Below are 24,112 nucleotides of genomic sequence, written 5' to 3'. Positions count from 1 at the left end.
AAGATTTTCAAACAGGCCTTTCACCAACCCTTTGCTACCATGAACAAGCTCTTTCTTGCCGTTCTCGCCATCATGCTAGCGGCTGTGCTGCTCGCCCACGGCCAAATTCCTGCTACTTCGAAAATAAAGCCGGTTGTGGCGAAGTCGGCACCCGATACGCTCACCGTGCGCGGCCGCGTGACGGACAGTAGAGGCCAAGGCTTGCCGGGCGTAACTGTGTTGATTAAAGGAACTACGAAAGGCACTTCCACCGACGCAAAGGGCGCTTACCATCTGGTGGTACCAGCCGGCAGCAGAATGTTAGTGTTTAGCGCTATCGGCTATGTAAGGGCAGAAAAAGCTATTGGAAAGCAGCGTGTTATCAACGTGACTTTGGCAGAAGATACCAAGCAGCTAAACGAAGTTGTGACGATTGGTTACAGTAGCCCCAAAGGTGCATTGTTGGGAAAAGTTAGTGGCGTTATTGTTAGAAAAGGGCGTGCAAGTGCACCCGGTAAGTACGAAGCAGTACCCGATCAAGAAGGGCTCAATGATATTGCTGGTGCTGCACCCGCGCAGGAACTCGTCGAAAATAAAATCTACACCTACGCGCTACCCACTCCCGAAACCCGCGAATCGTACGGCAAAATTCAGGAAAACAGCTTCCACTCTGCCCAGCAAGAGCCGCTTAGCACCTTCTCCATCGACGTCGATGCAGCAAGCTACGCCAATGTGCAGCGCTTCCTCAACCAAGGCCAGCGTCCGCCGCGTGATGCCGTGCGCATCGAGGAGATGGTGAACTACTTCACCTATGACTACCCACAGCCCACCGGCACCGAGCCTTTTTCCGTTACGACGGAGCTAGCTGCTTGCCCCTGGAACCCGCAGCACCAGTTGGTGCACATCGGCCTACAGGGTCGCAAAGTGGAGACAAAGAATCTGCCGTCGGCCAATCTGGTGTTCCTCATCGACGTGTCGGGCTCGATGATGGAGGCCGACAAGCTGCCGCTGGTGCAAGCTAGCTTGCGGCTGTTAGTGAAGGAGTTGCGCCCGCAAGATAAGGTAGCCATGGTGGTGTACGCCGGCGCGGCCGGCTTGGTACTGCCGCCAACCTCCGGTGCGCAGCGGGAAAAAATCCTAGGTGCCATCGACCAGCTACAGGCCGGTGGCTCTACCGCAGGCGGGGCCGGGTTGCGCCTCGCCTACCGGGTGGCCCGCGAGCAGTTTCAAAAAGGCGGTAATAACCGCGTGATCCTGGCTACCGATGGCGACTTCAACGTGGGCGAGCAAAGCAACGACGCCATGGAGCAGCTCATTACCCAAGAGCGCGAGTCGGGGGTGTTCCTCACGGTGCTGGGCGTGGGCCAAGGCAACTTGCAAGACAGCAAAATGGAGCTGCTCGCCGACAAAGGCAACGGCAACTACGCCTACCTCGACAACCTCGATGAGGGACACCGCGTGCTGGTGCAGCAGTTTGGCGGCACACTGTTCACCATCGCAAAAGATGTAAAGCTTCAGCTCGAATTTAACCCCACCCGTGTGCAGCAGTATCGCCTGATCGGCTACGAAAACCGCACCCTCGCCGCCGAAGATTTCAACAACGACCGCAAAGACGCCGGCGAGCTAGGTTCGGGTCACACCGTCACGGCTCTCTACGAAATCGTGCCCGTGGGTGCGCCACCGGTAGTGGATAAGCTTAAGTATCAACCTACTGCGACAGTTGCATCGGCTGCTGGCTCCGCTGATATTATGACGGTGAAGTTGCGCTATAAAGAGCCACAAGGCTCCACCAGCCGCTTGCTGGAGCGGAGCCTGCGCGGAGCGGCTAGCCCCATCGATAAAGCTTCCGAAAACTTGCGCTTCGCGGCGGCGGTAGCCCAGTTTGGCATGCTCCTGCGCCAGTCCAGCTACCTAGGTTCGGCTACGTATGCCAGCACCATCAACCTAGCCAACGGCGCCCGCGGCAAAGATGCTGACGGCTACCGCGCCGAGCTGGTGCGGCTGGCGAAAATAGCAGAAGGGCTGCGGACGGAGGCGCCAGTGTACGGGGCCCGTTAGCTATAGAAGTGACAACAACTAGCGATAAATCAGTTTGATCATTAAAACCCGCGCTGATACCTTTCACCACGCCAAAAAGCCCCACCGCAATGCAGTGGGGCTTTTTATTTGGCAGTGGAAAAGGAACAAGAGAAATTAGAACGAGAAACTTGCCGAAGCTTTAAAGACCCGGTTTTGGGCATCGTAGCGGTTGCTGTTATCCAGCGACGAGAGGCCGTAGTCGTAGCCGGCGCTCAGGCCTAGGCCGTTGTGGAACTGATAGCCGAGGCCACCCACTACGCCGAGGTCGAGGGAACGGAATTCATCTTTCACATTAATATCGTTCTGATAGCCATTGGTCTCGGTGGCGCCGCCCGCTGTTACGTGCACCGTGCCCTTGGCTAGGTAAGAGGCCTGCGGGCCTGCGTAGAGGTAAAGGCCCTTCGTGACATAGGCTCTAACTAACACTGGCACATCGATATAGCTCATGCGAGCCGTCGCCGAGCCCTGCTGCAGGATGGTGACTTCGCCTTGCTCAACCGGCACCGTGCCCATCGCCGTAACGCCTTTCTGCGAGTATTGCACTCCCGGCTCGATAGCGAAGTGCTTACCCAACGGAACGATGACAAATAGGCCAGCGTGGAAACCCGTCCGAGTATCTTTGGCTAGGGCGCCGTTGGCCAATTTGCTGGTAGCTAGCAGCGTTTGTGCCGCTTCTCCCGACCAATCGGATACGTTTAGCCCAGCCCGCACCCCAAACTTTATCGGGCGCGCCATGCTAGGGTGAATGGGCTCCTCATAATAGGTATACACTGGCCGGTGGATCGGCTTAAATACCTGAGCCTGAGCAGTGGAGAAAGAAGCAGAAAGAAAAAGAATAGCCACAGCTAAGCAGCTGCCAAGACGCAGGATGTTCATCGCTAAAAAAGAAGGAAGTGGAAAGAAGAATACGCCAGCGTCTACTCTTGCGCGCTACTCGGTAGCTGAGCGTTGTGCTAGGTATATTTGAAAAATCGTGCCAAATCGTGAAATAATACTGTGCCTGCTTGCTAACTAACATTCGTTCAGAGGATTGAATGTGAATAGTTATCATAGGCAAAGTGCTATAATCAGCGCGCAAGAAAAGTTTTGGTCCTACTTACTCCTAAAATGTTGCTGTAATGAGTAGCAGGCCTAGGTGCATGCCTCATGAACGTGCTAGGTAGGTGTGATATTTTATAACAGCTCGTGGAGCGGCATATCAGGACGCATAGCTGCGCCTCGCTCATTGCCACCTCTTATCCATTTCGATAAGCTACCCTTTCGACCAGCGAGAGAAAAGACGCGTGCTATTACACGGTGTTCTCTAGGGGTAAATTCTTCCGATATCACTTTTTTATTATAGCCAGATCATCCAACACTGGTTGTTTAAGGGCCCGCCGCAAAGGTGCGCCTCTACAGCCTGATCAAAAAAAAATCTGAGTGCTTGTAACGTTTGGCGCTGGCGCCGGTACTCCTGTCAAATTACCGAAAAACACACCCTTTCACCCCTAACCAAACCCTGGTGGAAACGACCGATGAGGCGCTCATGACGCAGGTACAGGCCGACAACCTGGATCAACTCGTGCCGCTGTTCGAGCGCTACCACCAGCCGTTGTTCAGCTTCTTGTGCCGGCTTACCGGCGACCGGGAGGTGAGCCAAGATCTAACTCAAAACGTGTTCTACCGCGTGTTGAAATACCGGGCTAGTTACCACGCTGGCCAACCGTTTCGGGCCTGGATCTACCAACTAGCCCGCAACGTGCACACCGACCACTGGCAGCAAAACCGTCGGCCGGCCTCCGATGTGGATCAGATCGAGCACACGGCCAGCTACGGCCGCTCGGCTCTGGCCCACGCCGCCGCCACCGACCGCGATGCAGCCTTGCAGGAAGCGCTGGCCTTGCTACCAGCCGATCAGCGCGAAATCCTAGTGCTACACCGCTTCCAAGGGTTCGATTACGCCGAAATCGGGGAGCTGCTAGGGTGCACCGCCGGGGCCGCCCGCGTGAAAGCCCACCGCGCCTTGGAGGCGTTGCGTAAAATTTACTTCAGCTGATTTGTTCTTAGTGCCATGCATACGTCTTTCACCTCTCACAATCTGCCTGCTTCCTGCGCCGCGCTGGAAGACTTGCTGCCGGCCTACGCCGAGGGCGAGCTAGCCCCAGATGAGCGGGCTCACGTGGAAGCACACCTCGCTACTTGCCCCGCTTGCCAGGAGAAAATAGCCCAATACCAGACCCTAGGCCAGGAGTTAGTTGGCTTGCCCCTCGCTTGCCCCACGCCGGAAATGCGCACCGATTTCATGGCGATGTTGCAACGGGAAAAAGCGGCTTTACCGACAGCACAAATTGCACCCGTGGCAGAAGCCCAGCCAAAGGTTGAGCAGGAAGCTAAGGTACTCTCGCTGTGGAACCGGCCGGCTACGCGGCAGTGGCTGCAAGTAGCGGCAAGCCTCCTATTGGTAGCTGTGGGTGTAGTGCTCGGCATGACGTTGCGGCCTCGCTCCGAGCAATTTGCTGCCAGCCAGACGCGTAAACCTTCGCTAGCTACTCAACTCGCAACCGCGGCCACGCAGCCCGCCACCGCCAGCGACCGGATACAACTGGTGAGCAACGCACCTACTGTCAATCAGCAGAATGATGCTACGGTGCTAGTGCTCGTTAATACGCTCAACACCGATCCCAACCCGAATGTGCGCCTAGCCGCTTGCGAAGCCCTTTACCGCTTGCGCCAAGACCCTAGGGTCGGCTCCGCGCTAGTGCATTCACTGCCTTTACAAACCGACCCCAACGTGCAGATTACCTTAATCGAACTGCTCGTGGAGCTGCGTACGCCCGAAGCAGTGCCTCAATTAGAGCGCCTCGCTCAACGCCGCGACGCTCTGCCAGTAGTGCGTCAACAGGCCGAGCAAGGCATTGGCTTACTGATCTAAACTGCATCTTCTCACCTATTGCTCAGGCTAGTTCGGCCGGATGAAAATATCCGGCGCAGGCCTGCTTTTGCCCAAATCAAACCAATTGTTCGTTATGAAAAAGTCTGTTTTGCTGGCCGTTGCCGGCGTCGTACTCGCCTCATCCTCTGCCCTTCACGCCCAAGAATACCGCACTAAGCTGAGCGGCAAGGCCAACAAGATTATCATCGAAATGCAAGCCGGCGATGTGAATATAGAGGGCACAGACGGCGACGAAGTTGTCATCAAAGGCAACGGCTACGAAGAGCCTAATAAGCGCGCCGAAGGATTGCATCCGGTCTATAACTCGGCCGTCGACAATACGAAGCTAGGGTTGTCGGTAACCAGCACCGACAACACACTGCGCATCGTGAAGGCCTCGCGTAAGGATGCTACTTACACCATCCGAGTGCCGCGTCGCGCCGATGTGTCTTTCACCCAAAGCGGCTGGGGTGGCGGCGGCGACTTGCTGCTCCAGAACCTGAACGGCAGTGTGGAAGTGGCCATGAAAAACGCCAGCGCTAAGCTCTTGAACGTGACCGGCCCCGTGGTTGCCAACACCGTGAGCGGCGACATCACCGTGCGCTTCGCTACTCTACGCCCTGAACCTAGCTCCATCTCTGTCGTGAGCGGCGACGTGGACGTGACGCTGCCTGGTAACAGCAAAACCACTCTCACGATGCGCTCCATCTCGGGTGAACTCTACACTGACCTCGACCTGAACGTGCCCAAAGGCAATGGAAACGAGACCATGCGCCAGGTAGGTGGCCAAACGGTAAGCGGCACGCTCAACGGTGGTGGCACGCCCATCAACCTCAAAACTGTGAGCGGCGACGTGTTCGTGCGCAAAGCTAAATAACACGACACCAGGGCAGTAACTATGCTAGGTGCTTGCAAAAAGCTGCGGCCTTCTGCGCTTCTCAGCAAAAAATAGCATTCGCCTTATCCCTGCAATTATCCCCCTACAAACTCTCAACTCATCTTTAATACACAACGTCATGCGTACTTCTTTCTTCTCCCTTCTCGTAGCTGGATTTGCGCTGGGCGTGGTGCCTAGTGCCGTAGCTCAAAAAATCATTGAAAAAAATGCGCCCGTTGCCAAAGGGCAGCGCATCGTGCTCAACCTGCCTCAAGGCAATGCCATCCGCATTCGGGCGGGTGTGGGTAAGGCGTTGGCCGTGAAAGCTAGCATTGATATCAACCAGAATAAGCTGAACGATGCACTACAGCTGACGCTCACCAACACCAGCGACGCCATTACACTCAAGTCGGAGCTAGACGATGAGATGCTAAAGAACTCGAAGGACAGCGACTGCCCTGAGAACGGCCGGCGAACCTACTCGAATTGGTCGAATGGCAAGAAAGGCTACTCCATCTGCACCAACATCACCTACGACATCACCGTCCCCGAAGGCATCGACCTCACGGTGAGTACCATCAGTAGCTCCATCGACGTGCAAGGCCCCACGGGTGAGCTCGACGCCAAGTCCATCAGCGGCGACGTGAACGTGAAAGGCGCCACGGCCGCTATTAAAGCCAAGTCCATCAGCGGGGCCGTGGACGTAAGCTGGCCCGCCGTTAAGGGGGCTGAGCTAGCTATGAAAACCATTACCGGCGAAGTGTATACAGATCAGGATATTGTCTTCCAAAACAAGCGCAATAATGCCGGCCCCGTCGGCTACCAACTACGTGGCACGCTCAACGGCACTGGCCCGCTCGTGCAACTAGAGTCTATTAGCAACGACGTGTACTTTCGCAAGGCGAAGTAAGTGCCATAACGACAGCTGCTTGCGCCTCATAGTTGAACAACTAGCCCCGAGCGACTTTCGCTAGAACGAACCTAGGCTAAGCAAGAGTAGCAATGAGTGAGACACAAATAAGTGTCGCTACAACAGCCAGCCAAACAGAGTAACCTCCTCCTACTCAGAATAAAAACGAAATATTTCGTAGGCTAAACTTGATACTACGAATAAGTTCGTATATTTTTGACATACGATAGGATTCGTAGCAAAATTTATTCCTCTGTTGCTTTTCCCGCAGCCCCTGCCGCAAGCATTACCTAGCCTCACGCTCCGTCTTGCTGCCAGCACCTAGATAGGCCCCAACCTCCTGCTTTTTTCCACTCTTCCTCTGCCCGCTTTGCTGGCAGCTAACTAGTTACGTGCCTTCATTGGAGCTAGCATGCTCTATCAAAACGCTCATTATGAAACACTTATTCTTAATTCCTGCGTTCATAGGGCTCAGCCAGTCAATGCTAGCACAAGCACCCCAACCGGTGGCTACTGCTGCAAAAACGGCTACCAGCCAAGGCAGCCTCACGGGCTCAGTTGTGAATGCCACTACAAAACAACCTGTTGAGTTTGCCACTGTTGGGCTGCTCGACCAAGCCACTGGCAACATGATAGAAGGCGGCGTGTGCGACGCCAAAGGGGAATTCGCCTTCAGCAAACTAGCCGATGGTGAGTATAAGCTGACTGTCAGCTTCGTAGGCTTCCAACCCCAAACGGTGGAACACGTGAAGGTAGCCAGCGGTAGCTCGCAAAAGCTAGCCGTTGTGGCACTAGCGCCTACGGCCCAGCAGCTAGGAGAGGTGAAAGTGACCGGCGAGCGGGAGCTAATTGAAAGCAAAGCCGACCGCCTGGTGTACAACGCCGAGAAAGACCAAAGCAACACAGGCGGTACCGCCGCCGACGTGCTCAAGAAAACGCCCATGCTCAGCCTCGATTCCGATGGCAACCCCGAGCTGCGCGGCTCTACTAGCGTGAAGGTGCTCGTGAACGGCAAACCTAGCGGCATGCTCGCCAATAACATCGCCGATGCCTTGCGTCGCATGCCCGCCGACCGGATCAAGTCGGTGGAGGTAATTACCTCTCCTTCGGCCAAGTACGATGCCGAAGGCGCGGGCGGCGTTATCAACATCATCCTGAAGAAAGGCGACTTGTCAGGCACAACGGGCTCCGTGAGCGCGACGGTCGGCAACATGAACAACAGCCTAAACAGCAGCCTGACGCAGCACAAAGGCAAGCTAACTACTACCTCGGAGCTAGGGTTGGCGTCGTACTTCAACCGCTACCGCAGCGACATTAGCCGCACCGACGTACTAGCGCCTGGCGAATTGGGCCAACTCAGCCAGCGCACCGCCACCCGCAACTACAATCAGGGCCTGACCGGACGCCTGAACTTCGACTACGACCTGACCACAAAAGACGTGCTGACCCTAGGTGCCAACACGGAGTTGTTTCGCTACCGTGGCACGCGCGGCATGACCTCGACGTACCTAGCGCCGGGGCTCCCCGATGATAGCTACCGCCGCGACATTGAATGGCCCTACGCTGATAACCGCTTTCCGAGCCTTGATGTAAATGCTGGCTACACCCGCACCGGCAAGCGTCCAAAGCAAGAGTTCAGCGTGTTAGGGTTGCTGAGCACCAGCTCGGGGCGGCAGGCATACTTCCTGGATCAGTTTCGGACGGAAGGCTTGGATTACCGGGAAACGAACGTGAATACAAGCCGCAACCGCGAGCTGACTTTCCAGACCGACTACGCCCAGCCCACCGACAGCACTGGCCTCCTGGAAATGGGCGCCAAAACCATCCTGCGCCGCGCTGGCAGCGACTACACCGTGCAGGCTGATAGCCTCGAAGGCCGCGGCTTGACCTTGGTGCCCTCTCGCTCCAACCAGTTTGATTATCAGCAGAATGTGTACGCGGGGTATTTGTCTTATGGCTTCAGCTTGCACAAAGTCTACAGCTTCAAGCTAGGTACCCGCGTAGAGCACACCAGCGTGCTAGGCGACTTCGCCACCTCCCCCGACCGGGTGCGGCAAGACTACACGAACGTGATTCCGAACGTGCTGGCCTCGTACGACTTCGGGGCGAATAAAGAGCAGAAGCTGAAAGCGAGCTACACCCGCCGCATTCAGCGCCCCGATATTTGGCTGCTCAACCCGTATGTGAACGTGAACAACGGTCGTTCGGCTCAGTCGGGTAACCCTAACCTGCGCGCCGAACTAGCCGACGCTTACGAGCTAGGCTACAGCACCAGCCACAAGAGCAGCACGCTAACCATTGCGGCCTCTTGGCGGCAAACCAACAATGCCATTCAGCAGGTGTTTACTTCTGTGCCGGCCCGGACTATTTTCCCCGACGACACCACCAACGCTAGCCTGCTCTACAGCACGTTCCAGAACGTTGCCCGCCGTTCCAGCTACGGCCTGAGCGTCACCGGCTCCACCAAGCCCAACCCCAAGTGGACCCTCAACGCGACGCTTAACACTTTCTACCTCAGCGTGAAAAGCCCACTGCTAGGTTTCAGTAACCAAGGCTTCATGTACAACGGTAACTTCTCTTCGGCTTGGACCTTCGAGCACGGCTATAGCCTTCAGGCTTCCATGTACGTCACCTCGCGCCGCGTCTTGTTGCAGGGCGATGTGAGTGGTTTTCAAACGCATACCCTTTCCGTGAAAAAGGAGTTGTTCGACAAGAAAGGCAGCCTCACGTTAAATCTCGAAAACCCATTCTCCCGCACTCTCCTCTTCCGCGCCAACTTCGCCGTACCCGACAGCTACAACATGCGCAGCGACCAATACGCTTACAATCGTGCTGTGCGCTTGAGCTTTAACTATCAATTCGGCTCCACGGATGCTGGCTCTTCTCGTCCGCGCAAAGCCATCCGCAACGACGACCAGAAGAAAGGCGAAGGCGGCAACTAATCGAATTGTAGCACGAAGTCTGCGCCTCGCGTATCGTTGACCAATGCGCGCCTGTCGGTCGGCCACTTCGGCTTCGCACCGGCAGGCGTAACCATTCTCTCACCTGCGAGTTTTACAGGGAATGGAACACTCTCCCATTCCAATCTTCCCGTTTGGCAGCTACCCGCAAGCCGAGGAACCTAGCTTCCAACCGGTACCCAGCGAAGCCTTGGAGCAGCTCGTGGTGTACCGCCGCGAAGACAAGTTTGCCACCTGCCGCCAGCATATGGAGCTGCACCGGCGGCAGTTCTACAAGCTGTCGATGGTGGAGCAAGGGGGAGGCACGTTTTACCTGAACGATGAGGAAATAACGGTAGCGCCCCATTCAGTGCTACTTGTCAAGCCGGGTACTGCCCTGAGTTGGCATTTGCACGACGGACCTCAAACTGGGCTCTACTGCTTTTTCTCCGCCGAGTTTTATAATGCGGGGTTGCTGCCGGGCTATCAGCTACATGCGGTGCTCTCAGGTGCGGCCCCATACGTGTATCATGCCTGCACGGAGGCCGAGTATGCCGCGCTGCGCCAAAGCGGCGAGCAACTCTGCGCCCAACAGCACCAAGTGGAAAAGGCCCGCCACCACTTGCGCCTGCTGCTCGCCGACTTACGGGAGTGGGACGCACTTGCTCCGTCACCAGCAGTTGCCGCTAGCCAGGCGTCACTGGTGCAACAATTTCAGCAGTTAATAGAAGCGCGCCTCGCCGCCGGAGAGCCCGCTGCGACTCTAGAAGTTTACGCCGATGCTTTGTGTGTGACGCCGAAGCACCTGAGCGCACTGTGCCGCCAAGCGACGGGGCAGAGTGCAGCTAGCTTGCTTAAGGAAAAGGTAATCACGGAAGCCAAAGTCCTCCTCACGGGCACGCACTTGCCGGTAAGTGAGCTGGGTTATCGGCTAGGTTTCTACGATGTTGCGCACTTTTCGCGCTGGTTCAAGCAGGCAGCAGGACAAGCGCCTTCGGCTTACCGTATGCAATTCGCGACGTACAAATAGTTCGGCACTTGATACAAAGAGGAGGAAGAGCGGGCGCCTAGCTTTGCTGAGCGCCTTGAGAAGGCGCAGCGTTGCAAAACGCAACGCCGCGTCGGACCAGCGGAGCAACCTGCCGTATACAAGAACGGCGTTGTGGCTACTTACTCGCGGGCGTCTTTTTTAACCTCCTCTATATCATGGATAAAATTGCTTTAATCGTTGGTGCTAGCGGTATCGTTGGTAGCAACCTCGCCAACGAACTGCTCACCACGGGCTGGACCGTTTACGGCCTCGCGCGCCGCCCCAGAACCGACGTACCCAGCCTCCACCCCGTCGCCGCCGACTTGCTCGACCCCGCCGCCCTCGAAACGGCCCTCGCCGACGTGAACCCCACGCACGTTTTCATCACAACCTGGATGCGGCAAGAAAACGAGGTTGAGAATATTCGCGTGAATAGCGCTCTAGTACGCAACGTTCTAACGGCGCTTTCGCCTAAGCATACGGTGCAGCACGTGGCGTTGGTCACGGGCCTAAAGCATTACCTAGGGCCATTTGAGGCGTATGCCAAGGGCGGCACCTTGCCTCCTACGCCCTTCCGGGAGGAGTTGCCGCGGCTTGATATTGATAACTTCTACTACGCCCAGGAAGACGAAGTGTATGCGGCCGCGGAGCGCGACGGTTTCACCTGGAGCATTCACCGCCCGCACACCATCATCGGTAAGGCGGTGGGTAATATGATGAATATGGGCACTACGCTAGCTGTGTATGCCAGCATTTGCAAGGAAACCGGCCGCCCGTTCCAGTGGCCTGGCTCGGAAGCGCAGTGGAACGGCCTCTCCGACGTAACCGATGCCCGCATCATTGCCAAGCAGCTAGCTTGGGCTGCCACCACGGAAGCGGCTCACAACCAAGCCTTCAACATCGTCAATGGCGACTATTTCCGCTGGAGCTGGCTCTGGGGCCGCCTAGCTGATTGGTTCGGCGTTGAAGCCCGCAGCTTTGATGGCACGGTACACCCACTGGAAGAGGAAATAGCCGGCGACGCTGAGTTGTGGCGCGACATGGCTGCTCGTCACCAACTAGTTGAATCTGACCTAAATAAGCTAGCCTCCGCTTGGCACACCGACCTCGACCTAGGTCGTCCGCTGGAAGTAATGACAGATATGTCGAAGAGCCGCAAACTAGGCTTCCTCGAATACCAGCCCACAGAGGATTCATTCTTCGATCTGTTTGCGCAATTGCGCACTGATCGGCTGATTCCATAGTGCCTGTAGCGCGTACTAGGTCTAAAGCTAAAAGCTAGTTCCCCTCCTTTTTTAAGGAGGGGTGCCCGAAGGGCGGGGTGGTTAAGGTCGTTGAAAGGTTACTAGAAACTAAAACCTAGCTCTAGCTGAACCACCCCTAGCCCCTCCTTAAAAAAGGAGGGGAACTAGCTTCTAGATTTAGAATTAGGTCTAGGTTATATTTTACTACTTCTCTTCAAGCTACTTATGTCTAACGCCGCCGAAGACCCACAGGCCGATAACCGCCACCGTCCACCCTACCGCGCTACATATCAGACCACGACGGAGCCGCTTATCGTCACCCCTACTTTCCTGACGCGGGCCGATGCAACGCCTCGCAGCGTGCGGCCGCAAGACGAAGGCGCTACCCGCAGCAAGCACGGCGACTCACTCGATAACCCCGATGCCGAACCCGCTGAAATAGCCTTGGAGGCCGACTCTAACCTAGGATATGAACACTGGGACGAATATTGGCGGAAGGTGCACGGGCCCAAGTTTGCCTACGAAGAACCGGGCAGCACCTCGGAGCCCGTGTTGCGCTACGACCAAATTCACCGCGTGGCAGGCGGCCCCTCGTCGTATTTCCGCCCGCCCTACCACGCCATGGTGACGGACGATCAAAAGCTAGTTGCTGATCCTTACGCGCGCGTTCCTGCCTATCAGCGCCCGCGCTGGGACGGCTTTGCATACATTGCCTACGCCGCCGAAGCCGACATCAACCGTGTGCTCAAGCAGCCGCAGTACGACAAGCGCGTGGTAGCCGACGAGCAAACGGCCTTTCGTATGGTCACGCGCTCCATTACCCGCGAATACATTCTGCTACCGAGCCCTACGCACCGCGACCCCATCAGCTTGGTCAAAATTCACTATCGCAAGCCAGAGCTCACGCGGGAGGCGTTCCAAGAACGCTTGCTCAACCAGCACGCAGAAGTGGTACTCGCACAGGCAGCTACGCACACCTACGTGCGGCGCTACGCCCAGCTCCACAACATCGGCTCAACGCAGTATGACCCCGAAGGCAGCCTGATGGATGCTATTTCGGTGCTATCGTTCGCCAGCATGAACGACGTAGAGGACTTCCTCGTGTCAGATGATTACCAGACGATTGAGGCAGATGAGGCGTCGTTCACGGACCTAGCCCAGTCAGAGTTCTGGACGGGTATCACGTACAGTGTAATCAACCGGCTCTTGCCCGAACTGGCTACTAAGCGCTAAGTACGAAAATGTCGCCTGCCGGTCCGACGCCCTAGGGCGTCCGACCGGTTGTCGTCTGTTAATGTCTGCACGATTTAAGCGGCCATAGGTTACTCCACCAGCAATCGGTCGGATGCCTAGGGCGTCGGACCGGTAGGCGCGAGTTGTTCAACGATGCGCAAAACGTAACATTCTCATCTCCACCTCCACAATTATTTTTTGCTTTTCCAAAAAGCTTTTCTCACTTTTAGCCCATCAAGCATTGCAATTTCATGCCTACCCAATCGGCCCGCTTCTTTTTTAGCTACTTTTTCTACTACGCGAAAGCATAGCAGCGAGGCCTTTTTGTAGCATAGTCATACAGAACACGAAAAGCGCCTCCTGCTCACAGGAAGCGCTTTTTTGTTACCAGAAAACAGTACACCGAATGAAATTCCTAGCTTCTTTTTACTACGGCTTTTACTTCTTCTTTTACCGGAAGAAGCGGGCCCTCCTTTGTAACTCCTGAGCTAGGAAACACAAACGAAAAGGGCCCCGCACCGCGGAAGCCCTTTTTTATTGCTTATCACTTTCAACCGTCATGAGTCCCAAAATTGCCATCCAGGGTTTCGAAGGAAGCTTCCACCAAATAGCCGCCCGCCACTATTTCGGGACGGACATTACGTTCGCGACGTGCGCCACGTTTTCGGAAGTGGTGCGACAAGTGACCAGCGAGGAAGTAGACTGCGGCCTGATGGCAATTGAGAACTCCATAGCCGGCAGCATTTTACCTAACTACAACCTGCTGCAACAAGCCAACTTGCGCGTAACCGGCGAGGTGTACCTGCGCATTCGCCAGCACCTGCTGATGCTGCCGGGCCAGTCGCTCACGGATATCCGCGAAGTACACTCGCACCCGATGGCGCTGCTCCAATGCCGGGCTTTCCTGCGCGAGCATCTCGATTGGCGCTTAGTAGAGACGGAGGATACAGCCTTAAGTGCCAAGAACATCCGCGAGCAGCATTTGACTGGTACCGCCGCCGTAGCGGGCAGCCTTGCCGCTGAGCTGTTCGATATGGATATCGTAGCGGAAGACATTCACTCCGACGACCAGAATTACACGCGCTTCTTGGTAGTGGAGCGGGCCGAGAAGGCGAAGCCGGTGGCCAACGCCAACAAAGCCTCCTTGTACTTCCACACCGACCACCAGCAGGGTAGCCTAGCCAAGGTGTTGGTGCGCATCGCCGACCGTGGCATCAACCTCTCCAAGCTTCAGTCGTATCCGCGGCCGGGCTATACGTGGCAGTATTACTTCCACGCCGACCTAGAGTTCGACGACGCCCAGCAGCTCGAACAAGTGCTGGAAGACATAGCTCCCGTGACCGACAGCGTGCGCGTGCTCGGGGTGTACCGCAAAGGAGAGACTTACTAGAAATCAAGCGTTTAACCCTAGGCTACGATTAGCACCGATAAACGAAGATGACCATACAAATCAGCACCGCCCAACGGCTAGCGCACACCGGCGAATACTACTTCTCTCAGAAGCTCCGCGAAATCGAGGGGCTGAACAAAGCCGGCGCCGACATCATCAACCTAGGTATTGGCAGCCCCGACATGCCGCCGCACCCCAGCGTGATCAAAGCGCTAACGGATTCGGCTGAGCTGCCGAACACGCACGCCTACCAAGGCTACAAAGGCGTGCCCGCTTTGCGTGAGGCCATGGCCAACTGGTACGAGCGCAGCTACGGCGTGACGCTGAACCCTGACACGGAAGTGCTGCCGCTGCTAGGCTCGAAGGAAGGCATCATGCACATCTGCATGACGTTCCTACAGGAAGGCGACGAAGTGCTGATTCCAAACCCTGGCTACCCAACGTATCGTGCTGCGGCTCAGCTGAGTGGCGCCACCATCGTGGACTACGACCTCACGGCCGAACGCGGCTGGCTCCCCGACCTAAAGGACCTAGCCCAGCGTGACCTAAGCCGCGCGAAGCTGATGCTGGTGAACTACCCGCATATGCCTACCGGCGCCCAAGCCACGCCGGAGTTCTTCGCGGAGCTAGTTGCCTTTGCGAAAGCGCACAACATCCTATTGGTGCACGACAACCCGTATAGCTTCATTCTCAACGACAACCCCACTAGCCTACTCGCCACACCCGGCGCGAAGGACGTAGTGCTGGAGCTGAACTCCCTGAGCAAGTCGCACAACATGGCCGGCTGGCGCGTGGGCATGCTAGTAGGCCGCGCCGACTTATTGCAAGACGTGCTGCGCTTCAAGAGCAACATGGATTCGGGTATGTTCCTTCCGGTGCAGCGGGCCGCCGTAGCCGCCCTGGGGCTAGGTGCTGATTGGTATCGGGAGCTAAACCAGCACTATCGCGCCCGCCGCGAGCTGGTGTATGAGCTGCTCACCACCATCGGCTGCACCTTCGACCGCCAGCAAACCGGCATGTTCGTGTGGGCCTCTATCCCGGAGGGGTACGCTGATGGTTACGCCGTGAGCGACAAGTTCTTGCATGAAGCCCGCGTGTTCATCACGCCTGGTGGCATCTTCGGCAGCAACGGCAACGCCTTCGTGCGAATCAGCCTCTGCCAACCTGAAAACGTGTTTCGCGCTGCTCTGGAGCGCATTGTAAAGTCCTTGCAACCTAGCTCCGCTAGCGTTTAGAAAATGGTAGTTACCATAATCGGAATCGGTTTGATTGGCGGTTCGCTGGCGTTGAGCTTGCGGCAAACGGATATTGCTTCCCGCATCATCGGCCTCGACCGTAATCCTGAAAACCAACAGAAAGCCTTGGAGCTAGGCTTGGTCGATGAAGTCACCGACGACCTAGCTTCCGCCGTGCATCGCTCCGACTTGGTAGTCGTGGCCGTGCCCATGGACGCCATGCTCACGGTGTTACCGCAGGTGCTGGCGCTGGTTGATAAGCAAGTAGTTATCGACGTGGGCTCTACGAAGCAACAGCTTCTGGAAGCCATCAAAGACAACCCCAAACGCGGCCGTTTTGTCGCCGTTCACCCCATGGCTGGAACTGAATATTCAGGCCCGGAGGCCGCCATTCCGCACCTGTTCGATGGCAAGACGCTCGTGATCTGCGACGCTGAGAGCAGCGATGCGGATGCAGTGGCCTTGGTAGAAAGCGTGTTTCAGCAGCTGCCCATGCGCCTCGTGTACCTAGGAGCCACCGAGCACGATGTGCACACGGCTTACGTTTCGCACATCTCGCACATCACTTCTTTTGCCTTGGCTCTCACCGTTTTGGAGAAAGAAAAGGAGGAGCAACGTATATTTGAGCTAGCCAGCGGCGGTTTTGAATCGACTGTGCGCTTGGCCAAAAGCTCTGCGGCTATGTGGGTGCCTATCTTTCGCCAAAATCGCACGAACGTGCTCGACGTACTTGACGAACATTTGCGCCAACTACAACACATGCGCGACCTGATTGCGCAGGAAAACTACCCGGCGGTGACTGACCTGATTCACCAAGCCAACCTCATCCGTAAAATCTTGAAGTAGTTTATAAACCATGGAACAAACCGCACCCGTGGCCGCCGCCGAGCAGCCCCTCATCCGCAAAAAGCCACTCATCATCTCGGGCCCTTGCAGCGCCGAAACCGAGCAGCAAACCATCGAAACCTGCACGCGCCTAGCGGCTACCGGCAAGGTAGACATGTTGCGCGCCGGCATCTGGAAGCCCCGCACCAAGCCCGGCTTGTTCGAAGGTATTGGCACGAAGGGTTTGCCCTGGCTGAAGAAAGCCAAAGACCTAACAGGTCTGCCCATCACGGTGGAAGTAGCTACGGCTAAGCACGTTGAGGACTGCCTAGCCTTCGACGTAGATGTGCTGTGGATAGGGGCCCGTACGACGGTAAACCCATTCTCGGTGCAGGAAGTAGCCGACGCGCTACGCGGCGTGGATATCCCAGTGCTCATCAAGAACCCCATCAACCCCGACCTGGAGCTGTGGATGGGTGGCGTAGAGCGTATTGCGAAGGCGGGTATCAAGAACATCGGCTTGATTCACCGCGGTTTCTCGAACTACGGCAACACCGAATACCGCAACGCCCCGATGTGGCACCTGCCCATCGAGATGAAGCGCCGCCTGCCCGATATGCCGCTCATCTGCGACCCAAGCCACATTGGTGGCCGCCGCGACGTGTTGCAGAGCCTCGCTCAGAAGTCCATCGACCTCGATTTCGACGGTCTGATGATCGAGTCGCACATCGACCCCGATAATGCGTGGAGCGACGCTAAGCAACAAGTAACGCCTGAGCGCCTCGCCGAGCTACTCGACGGCCTCGTGTGGCGTCAGGAAACCACGGATAAGCAGGAGTTTCTGACCGCGCTGGAGAAGCTACGCCAGCAGATTAACCACCTCGACGACGAGATTCTACAACTCATCAGCAACCGCATGGCGGTGGCCGAGAAGATCGGTACCTACAAGAAGGAGAACAACATCACCATCTTGCAGCCCAACCGCTGGAGCGAAATAATTGACCGCGGCGTAGCCAAAGGCGCCAAGCTAGGTTTGACCGAAGATTTCATCCATAAGTATCTGGATGCTATTCACCTAGAATCGATCAACCGTCAGAACCGCGTGATGAACGGCTAAGTTTGCCAGCTGCCTAATTCTAGAACGTCATACGGAGCTTGCCGAAGCATCTTTACCGCAGTAGTAATTAGTTACTGTGGCAGTAGAGATGCTTCGGCAAGCTCAGCATGACGTTCTTTTTTATTTTACTATCAATCAATCAACTACCTGTGATTACCGGCCGGTCGCTGTGACCTAGGTGGCGGTCCGGCGAGATACGGTCGCGCACGAGCTGCTTCAATTCCTTCGACTCTGGAAAGCGGCTAGCTTCTTTGCGCGAGAAGATCAACTCCTCATTCAGTCGTACCTCGAAGATGCCACCGGTGCCAGGTACTAGCGCCACTTCGCCTAGCTCGGTGTCGAAAGTAGTGAGCAGTTCTTGCGCCATCCAAGCGGCGCGCAGGAGCCAGCGGCATTGGGTGCAATACGTTATTTCGACGCGGGGCGTAGGCATTGACGGATGCTTCGAGTAGGGAGCCTAGGTTATTGCTTATCAGTGTTCTTGTCTTTGTTTTCCGGCTGTGCTGCCTCTGGCGCGGACTTGGGCGCATCAGCAGCGGCGGGCGCTGGGCTAGTGGCAGGCTTGGTCGCCGTTGAGTCTTTGGGAGCCGCTTTCAGATCAGGTTTCTTCGTAGAATTCCTGGCCGACGGCGACTTGGGGCGGGAGCCAATCTTGGTGCTGCGGGCGTTGGGCTTACTCGCCGTTTTCACCCCGATGCCTTTGATCCGGTCTTCAATTTCGCTGAGCAAAAAGGCCGCGTCCGACTTGGGTTGATCATCCTGAAACTGGTCGCGGGCCAGTGTGGCTTGCTCGCGGGCCTTATCGTATTGCTTCAACTCTAAGTACACGAAAGCTAGGTTGAGGTGCGTCGGCGGGAAGTCTTTGCGCAGGTCAATGGAGTGCAGGAACGGCGCCACGCTTTGCTTGAACTGACCTAGGCGTTGATACGCATAGCCCACAGCAAAGTAGGAGTAATAATCGCCGTATCCATTGTCGTGCGCTACACCGTAGTGCTTGATAATGAGCGGGAAAAGGTCGTCTTCCAGGATGCCTTTTTCGGCACAATCGCACTGTTGCAAGCTGAAATAGTAGTCGCCTAGGCCCCGGTCGAGCTTGTAGTTTTTGGGGTAACGGCGCTTGAGTGAATCGAGGGCCCGGCCAACCCGGAAGCGGTAGATGGTGCCCCCAACGCCATCCTTATAGCGGTTGTCGTCCAGGGTTTCTAGGATGGGTAAGTCTTTGAAGGTGAAGGTGTGGTATTCGCGCGTAGCAATACTGTAGTTAAGCGCGTATTCCTCCTTCTTTAGTACCACCGCTAGCTTGGTGTTATGCGGATCATACTCCTGTAGCATGCGGAAGGCAGTATCATATTTTTTCTGCGCGACGAGGTCATCAGCCTTGTGGAGCACAGCCATGTTGGTCTGAGCGTAGGCCGTACTAGTCAGAAGCAGACAGGTAGCAAGAGTGCGTAGAAGAAAGCGCATGGAAGAAAAAGGCAAGAAAAATGCGTGGTAGTACGCTCGAAGGCAAGTTCGGGAAGCTAGGGCCTGCGCACTGGCTTTCCTTTACTATGAATTCGGTTTACTCCATCAAACGTTGAAGACGATAGAATGCTTATTCCCGTAACGGAGTAGCCCCGAAAAATACTACGGATTTTGTATCATGTACGACGACTAGCTCGCGCAAGATCTAAATTACCCCGCTTTCCCGCCCCGCCCCGATGCTCTTTTACACCCTTATGAAACCCGTGGCGCAGCTTGCGCTACGTATCTTCTTTCACCGCCTAGAAGTGCGGCATCGGGAGAGGTTGCAACTGCCTGGTCCGCTGTTAATTGCTGCTAATCACCCGAATACTCTGATGGACCCGCTAGTCGTCGCCATTCACCGGCGCGACCCAGTGGCTTTTCTGGCAAAGAGCACCTTCTTCCAGAACCCGGTTCTGCGCCGGATCATGACCTCCGGCAATTCTATCCCGATTTACCGGCGGCAGGATGTAGATGCGAATAGTACTGTAACGCCGGCTGAGCTAGCTCGCCGCAACGAAGCCGCTTTCAGCCGCAGCTACGATTACTTGGATCAGGGCGGCACGGTCATGATCTTTCCAGAAGGTACCAGCATCTCGGAGCGTCGGCTGCGGCCCCTCAAAACTGGAGCGGCTCGCATTGCGCTGGGCGCTGAGGCTCGCCATAATTTTCAGCTAGGGCTGCATATTCTGCCAGTAGGCATCAACTACTTCGACCCTACTCGCTTCCGCTCCGATGTGCTCGTAAATATCGCGCCGCCCATCGTGGTGGCTAACTACGCGGCTGCTTATCAACAAGATCCAGAGGCTGCGGCTGATGCCCTGACCGAAGAAATTCGCTTGCGCCTTGAGCGCCGCCTCGTTATCACCCGCGATGCGGCCGAGGATAGGCTGGTGCAACAAGTAGAAGACACGTTCACCAATCACCTGATTGCCGATGATGAGGAAACGCTGTATGACAACTTCCAGCTCAGTCGCACGCTGCTAGAAGCCGTTGCCTTTTTTGAGAAGCACGACCCCGATCAGCTACAACAGGTGCGCAGCCAGCTTACCACCTACCTGCTCCACCTCGACCGCCTGCGCCTCACTGATGCAGCCTTGGAACCTAGCTCCAAAGAAGGCCGCCTAGCTCGTGCTCTTCGCACCCTCTTAAAGCTGACGCTAGGTGCGCCAGTGTGGCTTTACGGCTTGATTAACAATTACATACCGTACATCTTGCCTTCGCTTGTAGCAAAGCGAGCCACCAACGACGTGGCGTTTGTCGCCCCTATTATGCTAGTAGTGGGCATGCTCACCTTTCCTCTGAGCTATGCCGCGCAGACGGTTCTCGTTCAGCATCTTACCCATGATTGGCGCTGGACGACGCTTTACACGCTTAGTTTGCCCTTTGCCGGTTTTTACGCGCTCAGCTACTGGAACAGTCTTGAGGCTAGGGTCCGGCGCTTGCGCGCGTGGCACTTGTTTCGGCAACAGCGACCAGTAGCGGAGAATTTATTCCAACAGCGTGCGGCTATTCTGCGCCTGCTCGATGAAGCACGCACTGCTTACCTGAAAGCGACTAGCGACGTTATAAGCAGGTAGATACGAAGAGTGACGTACAGACTAAGTAGAGTACTCTCTCATCTAGAAACGCTACCGCCCGCCTGCTTTCAACCCTAGCCCTAGGGTTAGAATCTCGGGTAAGCTTAAGGACTTGTTGGTGAACTTACTAACTAGGTGTAAATCGTTGGTGCTCAACTCGCCGTAGAGCGTGGTGCGGCGTGGCAACCCATTCAGGTTGTTGCCCACCACTTCATGTGTAATCCGGGCGCCGACCAACGCTCCTATCCGCACTGCCGGCGACCACCAATAGTAGCCTTTAGGGTAACGGCCTGCCGATTGATTGGTCAAGAAAAACTGCTCGCCTGTGGTGTAGTTCACAAAGCCTCCTATCGATACTGGGCTCACTTGCCAGCCATTTTGCAAGCTTGGGGAATAGGGCGTATAGGTGGTTTTCAGGGTGAATATAGCCATTGCCCGCCCGCCAACTGACGGCGGCACGTACCCAACCAGTACCTCCGGCTCTAGCTTCTGATCCGCCAGCCAAAAGCCCCCGCCTACAGCTACCAAGCCCTGACCGCCGCCTATCTGTACGGTTAGGAAAAAGGGCCCGTGCCGGTCGGGGGTCGGGTCATTCTGGGCCTGTGCCGCCGTGGCAAGCAAGCACAAGGCCAAGATTAACAGTGCATTAAAGTGCGGGCGCATAGGCAACGGTTTCGAGGTTGAACTTCCGCCGACCCCACACCGACAGAATGTTGTAGTGCCGCTTCCGGAAATTATACGCCGTCAGATACTGTACGCTGTCGTGGAAGGGCTGCCCATTGGTGAAGCGGTGAATGTGGCCCGACAGGTGAAAAACTAGTTGCCGACTGCTGCGGATAGTGCGCGCGTATGGCTGCACTAGGTTCGGATCGAAGTCCTCGTCGGTGGGTGGTACGTGGCACAGAACAATGCTGCGGCGTGTGTTGGCGGTATCAGCCAGTTGTTTACCTAGCCAACCTAGGTCGGGTACCTGGCCCTGAAAGCCATACTCACGCCCATTGGTATCCAAACAGATAAACTTGGTGCCGCCGTACACGAAAGAGTAGTTCAGCGGGCCGAAGACACTCTCGTACACGGCCCGGCCGTTGCCTACCTCATCGTGGTTGCCGATAACGGTCAGATACGGCACATTCAGCTTGCGCAAGCGGTGATGAATCCAGCGCATTTCGCGCACCAAGCCAAAGTCGGAGATGTCGCCCGCAATGATGACAAAGTCAATCTTGCGTTGCTGGTTTACGCTAGCTACAAAATCTTCGGCCTCATCGTAAAAGCGCTGACAGTCACCAATAAAGACGAAACGCAACGTGTCGCTCTCCTGCTTAGGGCGGCTCGTCAGGCGAATGAGGTTTTGGGTGGTAAGCTGCCGTTCGGCAGCGGGTACCAAGGTTTGATTGGGGCTGAATTCCAGCAAGCCGCAACTGCTCAGCGCGCACATCCCCAAAAGGCCGCTCACCTGCATCCAAGGCTCTAATAGTCTGCGTAGTAGTCTTCTCATCTCGATTGCGAAGCCGCGCTTACAGAACCCGATTTCCGCTACCAGCGCACAGCTTAGTACTAGAAAAATCGGCAATATGTTCTGCCTGGTAGTCTCAGAAATAAGGGCCTCCTAGAAATCCACTTTAACGCCCAGGCCAAGAGTTAAAATTTGACCGAGAGCCAATCCTTTCGTGTTGGTAAGCAAACTGACAAAATACAAATCGTTGGTACCTAGCTCGTAATACGCGGAAGCTACCCGCTTGCGGCCGGTTCGCGTGTTAAATCCGTAGCCCACGCGGCCTCCTAAAAAGGCCCCTAGCCGCACCGTCGACCCCCACCAGTAGTAGTTCTTGTACGAGTATTTGTCGTCGCGGGAGCGGTTCAACATTTGGGAAGGCGTGTAATTAATTAGCGCCCCGATTGCTAGTGGCTTGATCTGCCAATGGGTATCCACCGGCAAAGTGAAAGGCGAGTAAGTGCCCTTAAGCGTGAAAATGCCGAAAGCACGGTCTCCTGTGTACGTGCCTGGTACGTAGCCAATCAGTACATCGGCGTCGAAGCGACGGTGCGCCCCGAGTGCGTAGCCTACCCCGCCTGCTATCATCCCAATGCCGCCGGCCGTTTGCAGTACGGCATGCTCTGGCACATACCATGGCTGGCGGCTAGGTTCAGTCACCTGAGCATGGCCTGATAAGCAGAACAGCAAAAAACTGATAATCAGAGAATAAGTGCGCATAACTCAGTAGGCTATTACATCGAGTTTGTAGTGCTTTTGCCCCCACAAGGTGAGCAGGAGGTAGTGTCGCTGCTGAACACTATAGCCACTGATGTAAGTGACGCCGTCATCGTACGGCTCACTTTCGCCAAACTTGTCGATATGGCCGCTGAGGTTGAAGACCAACCTAGGTGCCTGAACCAGCGTGCGGGCAAAAGGCCCCGTTAACGCGGGGTCGAAGTCCTCATTGAAAGGCGGCACGTGACAAACCGTTATTTGCCGACGAATTCCTACCGTATCGGCGAGCTGCTGTTGCAGCCACGGCACGTTGGGTACCTGCCCGTTGAAGGCATACTCACGGCCGTTGGTGTCAGCCAGAATAAAGCGCGTGTCGCCGTAGGTAAAGGCGTAGTTCAGCGGCCCGAACAGCTTCTGATAGGCGGCGCGGCCATTACCCACGAGGTCGTGGTTGCCCACGACGGTGAGGTACGGAGCTTGCAAGCCGTCAAGTTTCTCCTGTACCCAAGTCATTTCTCGGCTGAGACCAAAATCGGAAATGTCGCCGCCGAGCAAAACGAAAGCGACTCCCCGCTGCTGATTAATGCTGCTTACGAGCGGATCTAGCTCATCGTAGTAGCGCTGCGAGTCTGTTGTAAAAACGAAGCGAAGCGTATCGCCGCCGGTTGGCTTGGGCTGTGCCGCTAATCGTGCTAGGTTTTTGCGGGTTAGCTCTTGTTGGGTATCCGAAACCCGTACATCGTTGGGGCTAAACTCTAGCAGCTCGCAGCTACTTAGCAGCAGTGCCACACCCCCAAAAAGAGTGGCCTGAAGCATAGAAAAGGAAGGACTTGCCATATAAGGAGGCGAAAAGGGCTTCTCTGATAAGAGAAGCGCACGTAATCATACCACCCAACCGGGGCAGATGTTTAGAGTGCAACCGTAGCGCCGCAAAACCAATGAGTTTTGACCGGTACAACACTATTCAAGTGAAAAAACCTAGCTCTTGGTAGAAGACAAAAAAGCAGCAACTGTCCGTGAAAAATCTATTTTTTGTCAAACTTTCCCTCGT

Annotated in this window: 21 protein-coding genes; 14 read left to right on the top strand and 7 right to left on the bottom strand. The window is 55.9% G+C overall.

Features of this window, described 5'->3' with window-relative positions; all coding sequences use genetic code 11:
* Positions 1 to 39 precede the first annotated feature (39 nt).
* Positions 40 to 2,037 (top strand): vWA domain-containing protein, encoded by a 1,998-nt coding sequence (locus tag BXP70_RS02815; protein WP_086592596.1) that lies wholly within the window; start codon positions 40 to 42, stop codon positions 2,035 to 2,037.
* Between the two features lie 135 nt (positions 2,038 to 2,172).
* Here BXP70_RS02815 and BXP70_RS02810 read toward each other — a convergent pair whose 3' ends face one another.
* Positions 2,173 to 2,934: a porin family protein gene (locus BXP70_RS02810; protein ID WP_086592475.1), complete on the bottom strand. Its 762-nt coding sequence runs from the start codon at positions 2,932 to 2,934 to the stop codon at positions 2,173 to 2,175.
* A gap of 625 nt (positions 2,935 to 3,559) precedes the next feature.
* On the opposite strand from BXP70_RS02810, the gene BXP70_RS02805 reads away from it, so the two are divergent.
* The 12 genes from BXP70_RS02805 to BXP70_RS02750 all read left to right on the top strand — a co-directional run bounded on the left by BXP70_RS02805 (position 3,560) and on the right by BXP70_RS02750 (position 17,769).
* Positions 3,560 to 4,093 (top strand): RNA polymerase sigma factor, encoded by a 534-nt coding sequence (locus BXP70_RS02805; protein WP_143436349.1) that lies wholly within the window; start codon positions 3,560 to 3,562, stop codon positions 4,091 to 4,093.
* Between the two features lie 15 nt (positions 4,094 to 4,108).
* Positions 4,109 to 4,969 (top strand): HEAT repeat domain-containing protein, encoded by an 861-nt coding sequence (locus BXP70_RS02800; protein WP_086592473.1) that lies wholly within the window; start codon positions 4,109 to 4,111, stop codon positions 4,967 to 4,969.
* A 94-nt stretch (positions 4,970 to 5,063) separates the two neighbouring features.
* Positions 5,064 to 5,846, top strand: coding sequence for a DUF4097 family beta strand repeat-containing protein (locus BXP70_RS02795; RefSeq protein WP_179197558.1), 783 nt, complete (start codon positions 5,064 to 5,066; stop codon positions 5,844 to 5,846).
* Positions 5,847 to 5,985: 139 nt separating this feature from the next.
* Positions 5,986 to 6,756 carry a DUF4097 family beta strand repeat-containing protein gene (locus BXP70_RS02790; RefSeq protein ID WP_086592471.1) on the top strand — a complete coding sequence of 257 codons (771 nt, stop codon included), beginning with the start codon at positions 5,986 to 5,988 and terminating at the stop codon, positions 6,754 to 6,756.
* A 434-nt stretch (positions 6,757 to 7,190) separates the two neighbouring features.
* On the top strand, positions 7,191 to 9,698 hold the full coding sequence (locus BXP70_RS02785) for a TonB-dependent receptor domain-containing protein (RefSeq protein WP_143436348.1): 2,508 nt from the start codon (positions 7,191 to 7,193) through the stop codon (positions 9,696 to 9,698).
* Positions 9,699 to 9,819: 121 nt separating this feature from the next.
* A complete protein-coding gene (locus BXP70_RS02780) occupies positions 9,820 to 10,725 on the top strand; it encodes a helix-turn-helix domain-containing protein (RefSeq protein WP_086592469.1) in 906 nt (301 codons plus the stop codon).
* Positions 10,726 to 10,901: 176 nt separating this feature from the next.
* A complete protein-coding gene (locus tag BXP70_RS02775) occupies positions 10,902 to 11,969 on the top strand; it encodes an SDR family oxidoreductase (protein WP_086592468.1) in 1,068 nt (355 codons plus the stop codon).
* Positions 11,970 to 12,194: 225 nt separating this feature from the next.
* Positions 12,195 to 13,202, top strand: coding sequence for an EthD domain-containing protein (locus tag BXP70_RS02770; RefSeq protein ID WP_086592467.1), 1,008 nt, complete (start codon positions 12,195 to 12,197; stop codon positions 13,200 to 13,202).
* 559 nt (positions 13,203 to 13,761) lie between these two features.
* A complete protein-coding gene (locus tag BXP70_RS02765; protein WP_086592466.1) occupies positions 13,762 to 14,592 on the top strand; it encodes a prephenate dehydratase in 831 nt (276 codons plus the stop codon).
* A gap of 47 nt (positions 14,593 to 14,639) precedes the next feature.
* The gene (locus tag BXP70_RS02760) at positions 14,640 to 15,827 is read left to right on the top strand and encodes a pyridoxal phosphate-dependent aminotransferase (protein WP_086592465.1); all 1,188 of its coding nucleotides are present in this window, start codon (positions 14,640 to 14,642) and stop codon (positions 15,825 to 15,827) included.
* Positions 15,828 to 15,830: 3 nt separating this feature from the next.
* Positions 15,831 to 16,673, top strand: coding sequence for a prephenate dehydrogenase (locus BXP70_RS02755; protein WP_086592464.1), 843 nt, complete (start codon positions 15,831 to 15,833; stop codon positions 16,671 to 16,673).
* A gap of 10 nt (positions 16,674 to 16,683) precedes the next feature.
* Positions 16,684 to 17,769 (top strand): chorismate mutase, encoded by a 1,086-nt coding sequence (locus tag BXP70_RS02750; protein ID WP_086592463.1) that lies wholly within the window; start codon positions 16,684 to 16,686, stop codon positions 17,767 to 17,769.
* 139 nt (positions 17,770 to 17,908) lie between these two features.
* On the opposite strand, the gene BXP70_RS02745 is transcribed toward BXP70_RS02750, so the two are convergent.
* Together BXP70_RS02745 and BXP70_RS02740 are read right to left on the bottom strand one after the other, a co-directional pair.
* A complete protein-coding gene (locus BXP70_RS02745; RefSeq protein ID WP_086592462.1) occupies positions 17,909 to 18,202 on the bottom strand; it encodes a SelT/SelW/SelH family protein in 294 nt (97 codons plus the stop codon).
* A 29-nt stretch (positions 18,203 to 18,231) separates the two neighbouring features.
* Positions 18,232 to 19,233 (bottom strand): tetratricopeptide repeat protein, encoded by a 1,002-nt coding sequence (locus BXP70_RS02740; protein ID WP_086592461.1) that lies wholly within the window; start codon positions 19,231 to 19,233, stop codon positions 18,232 to 18,234.
* 236 nt (positions 19,234 to 19,469) lie between these two features.
* Between BXP70_RS02740 and BXP70_RS02735 the strand changes: the two genes are divergently transcribed.
* Positions 19,470 to 20,852 carry a lysophospholipid acyltransferase family protein gene (locus BXP70_RS02735; protein ID WP_086592460.1) on the top strand — a complete coding sequence of 461 codons (1,383 nt, stop codon included), beginning with the start codon at positions 19,470 to 19,472 and terminating at the stop codon, positions 20,850 to 20,852.
* Positions 20,853 to 20,903: 51 nt separating this feature from the next.
* On the opposite strand, the gene BXP70_RS02730 is transcribed toward BXP70_RS02735, so the two are convergent.
* The 4 genes from BXP70_RS02730 to BXP70_RS02715 form a co-directional block, all read right to left on the bottom strand.
* Positions 20,904 to 21,515, bottom strand: coding sequence for a hypothetical protein (locus BXP70_RS02730; protein WP_086592459.1), 612 nt, complete (start codon positions 21,513 to 21,515; stop codon positions 20,904 to 20,906).
* A complete protein-coding gene (locus tag BXP70_RS02725; RefSeq protein WP_245849455.1) occupies positions 21,499 to 22,347 on the bottom strand; it encodes a metallophosphoesterase family protein in 849 nt (282 codons plus the stop codon). The genes BXP70_RS02730 and BXP70_RS02725 overlap by 17 nt, the downstream gene beginning before the upstream one ends.
* Before the next feature lie 111 nt (positions 22,348 to 22,458).
* Positions 22,459 to 23,064 (bottom strand): hypothetical protein, encoded by a 606-nt coding sequence (locus BXP70_RS02720; protein ID WP_086592457.1) that lies wholly within the window; start codon positions 23,062 to 23,064, stop codon positions 22,459 to 22,461.
* 3 nt (positions 23,065 to 23,067) lie between these two features.
* Positions 23,068 to 23,877, bottom strand: coding sequence for a metallophosphoesterase family protein (locus BXP70_RS02715; protein ID WP_245849452.1), 810 nt, complete (start codon positions 23,875 to 23,877; stop codon positions 23,068 to 23,070).
* Between the last annotated feature and the right edge of the window lie 235 nt (positions 23,878 to 24,112).

This window comes from Hymenobacter crusticola (genome assembly GCF_002154225.1).
Taxonomy (GTDB): Bacteria; Bacteroidota; Bacteroidia; order Cytophagales; family Hymenobacteraceae; genus Hymenobacter; species Hymenobacter crusticola.
Note: the sequence above shows the minus strand (reverse complement) of the source record. Positions and strands in the feature narration are given on the sequence as shown.

What these genes read in the sequence shown, in the direction of transcription:
- BXP70_RS02735 (WP_086592460.1), top strand. Translation starts at nt 19,470, where the DNA reads ATGCTCTTTTACACCCTTATGAAACCCGTGGCGCAGCTTGCGCTACGT.
- BXP70_RS02795 (WP_179197558.1), top strand. Translation starts at nt 5,064, where the DNA reads ATGAAAAAGTCTGTTTTGCTGGCCGTTGCCGGCGTCGTACTCGCCTCA.
- BXP70_RS02785 (WP_143436348.1), top strand. Translation starts at nt 7,191, where the DNA reads ATGAAACACTTATTCTTAATTCCTGCGTTCATAGGGCTCAGCCAGTCA.
- BXP70_RS02750 (WP_086592463.1), top strand. Translation starts at nt 16,684, where the DNA reads ATGGAACAAACCGCACCCGTGGCCGCCGCCGAGCAGCCCCTCATCCGC.
- BXP70_RS02745 (WP_086592462.1), bottom strand. Translation starts at nt 18,202, where the DNA reads ATGCCTACGCCCCGCGTCGAAATAACGTATTGCACCCAATGCCGCTGG.
- BXP70_RS02765 (WP_086592466.1), top strand. Translation starts at nt 13,762, where the DNA reads ATGAGTCCCAAAATTGCCATCCAGGGTTTCGAAGGAAGCTTCCACCAA.
- BXP70_RS02815 (WP_086592596.1), top strand. Translation starts at nt 40, where the DNA reads ATGAACAAGCTCTTTCTTGCCGTTCTCGCCATCATGCTAGCGGCTGTG.
- BXP70_RS02770 (WP_086592467.1), top strand. Translation starts at nt 12,195, where the DNA reads ATGTCTAACGCCGCCGAAGACCCACAGGCCGATAACCGCCACCGTCCA.
- BXP70_RS02800 (WP_086592473.1), top strand. Translation starts at nt 4,109, where the DNA reads ATGCATACGTCTTTCACCTCTCACAATCTGCCTGCTTCCTGCGCCGCG.
- BXP70_RS02790 (WP_086592471.1), top strand. Translation starts at nt 5,986, where the DNA reads ATGCGTACTTCTTTCTTCTCCCTTCTCGTAGCTGGATTTGCGCTGGGC.
- BXP70_RS02755 (WP_086592464.1), top strand. Translation starts at nt 15,831, where the DNA reads ATGGTAGTTACCATAATCGGAATCGGTTTGATTGGCGGTTCGCTGGCG.
- BXP70_RS02715 (WP_245849452.1), bottom strand. Translation starts at nt 23,877, where the DNA reads ATGCTTCAGGCCACTCTTTTTGGGGGTGTGGCACTGCTGCTAAGTAGC.
- BXP70_RS02810 (WP_086592475.1), bottom strand. Translation starts at nt 2,934, where the DNA reads ATGAACATCCTGCGTCTTGGCAGCTGCTTAGCTGTGGCTATTCTTTTT.
- BXP70_RS02775 (WP_086592468.1), top strand. Translation starts at nt 10,902, where the DNA reads ATGGATAAAATTGCTTTAATCGTTGGTGCTAGCGGTATCGTTGGTAGC.
- BXP70_RS02760 (WP_086592465.1), top strand. Translation starts at nt 14,640, where the DNA reads ATGACCATACAAATCAGCACCGCCCAACGGCTAGCGCACACCGGCGAA.
- BXP70_RS02780 (WP_086592469.1), top strand. Translation starts at nt 9,820, where the DNA reads ATGGAACACTCTCCCATTCCAATCTTCCCGTTTGGCAGCTACCCGCAA.
- BXP70_RS02730 (WP_086592459.1), bottom strand. Translation starts at nt 21,515, where the DNA reads ATGCGCCCGCACTTTAATGCACTGTTAATCTTGGCCTTGTGCTTGCTT.
- BXP70_RS02740 (WP_086592461.1), bottom strand. Translation starts at nt 19,233, where the DNA reads ATGCGCTTTCTTCTACGCACTCTTGCTACCTGTCTGCTTCTGACTAGT.
- BXP70_RS02720 (WP_086592457.1), bottom strand. Translation starts at nt 23,064, where the DNA reads ATGCGCACTTATTCTCTGATTATCAGTTTTTTGCTGTTCTGCTTATCA.
- BXP70_RS02725 (WP_245849455.1), bottom strand. Translation starts at nt 22,347, where the DNA reads ATGAGAAGACTACTACGCAGACTATTAGAGCCTTGGATGCAGGTGAGC.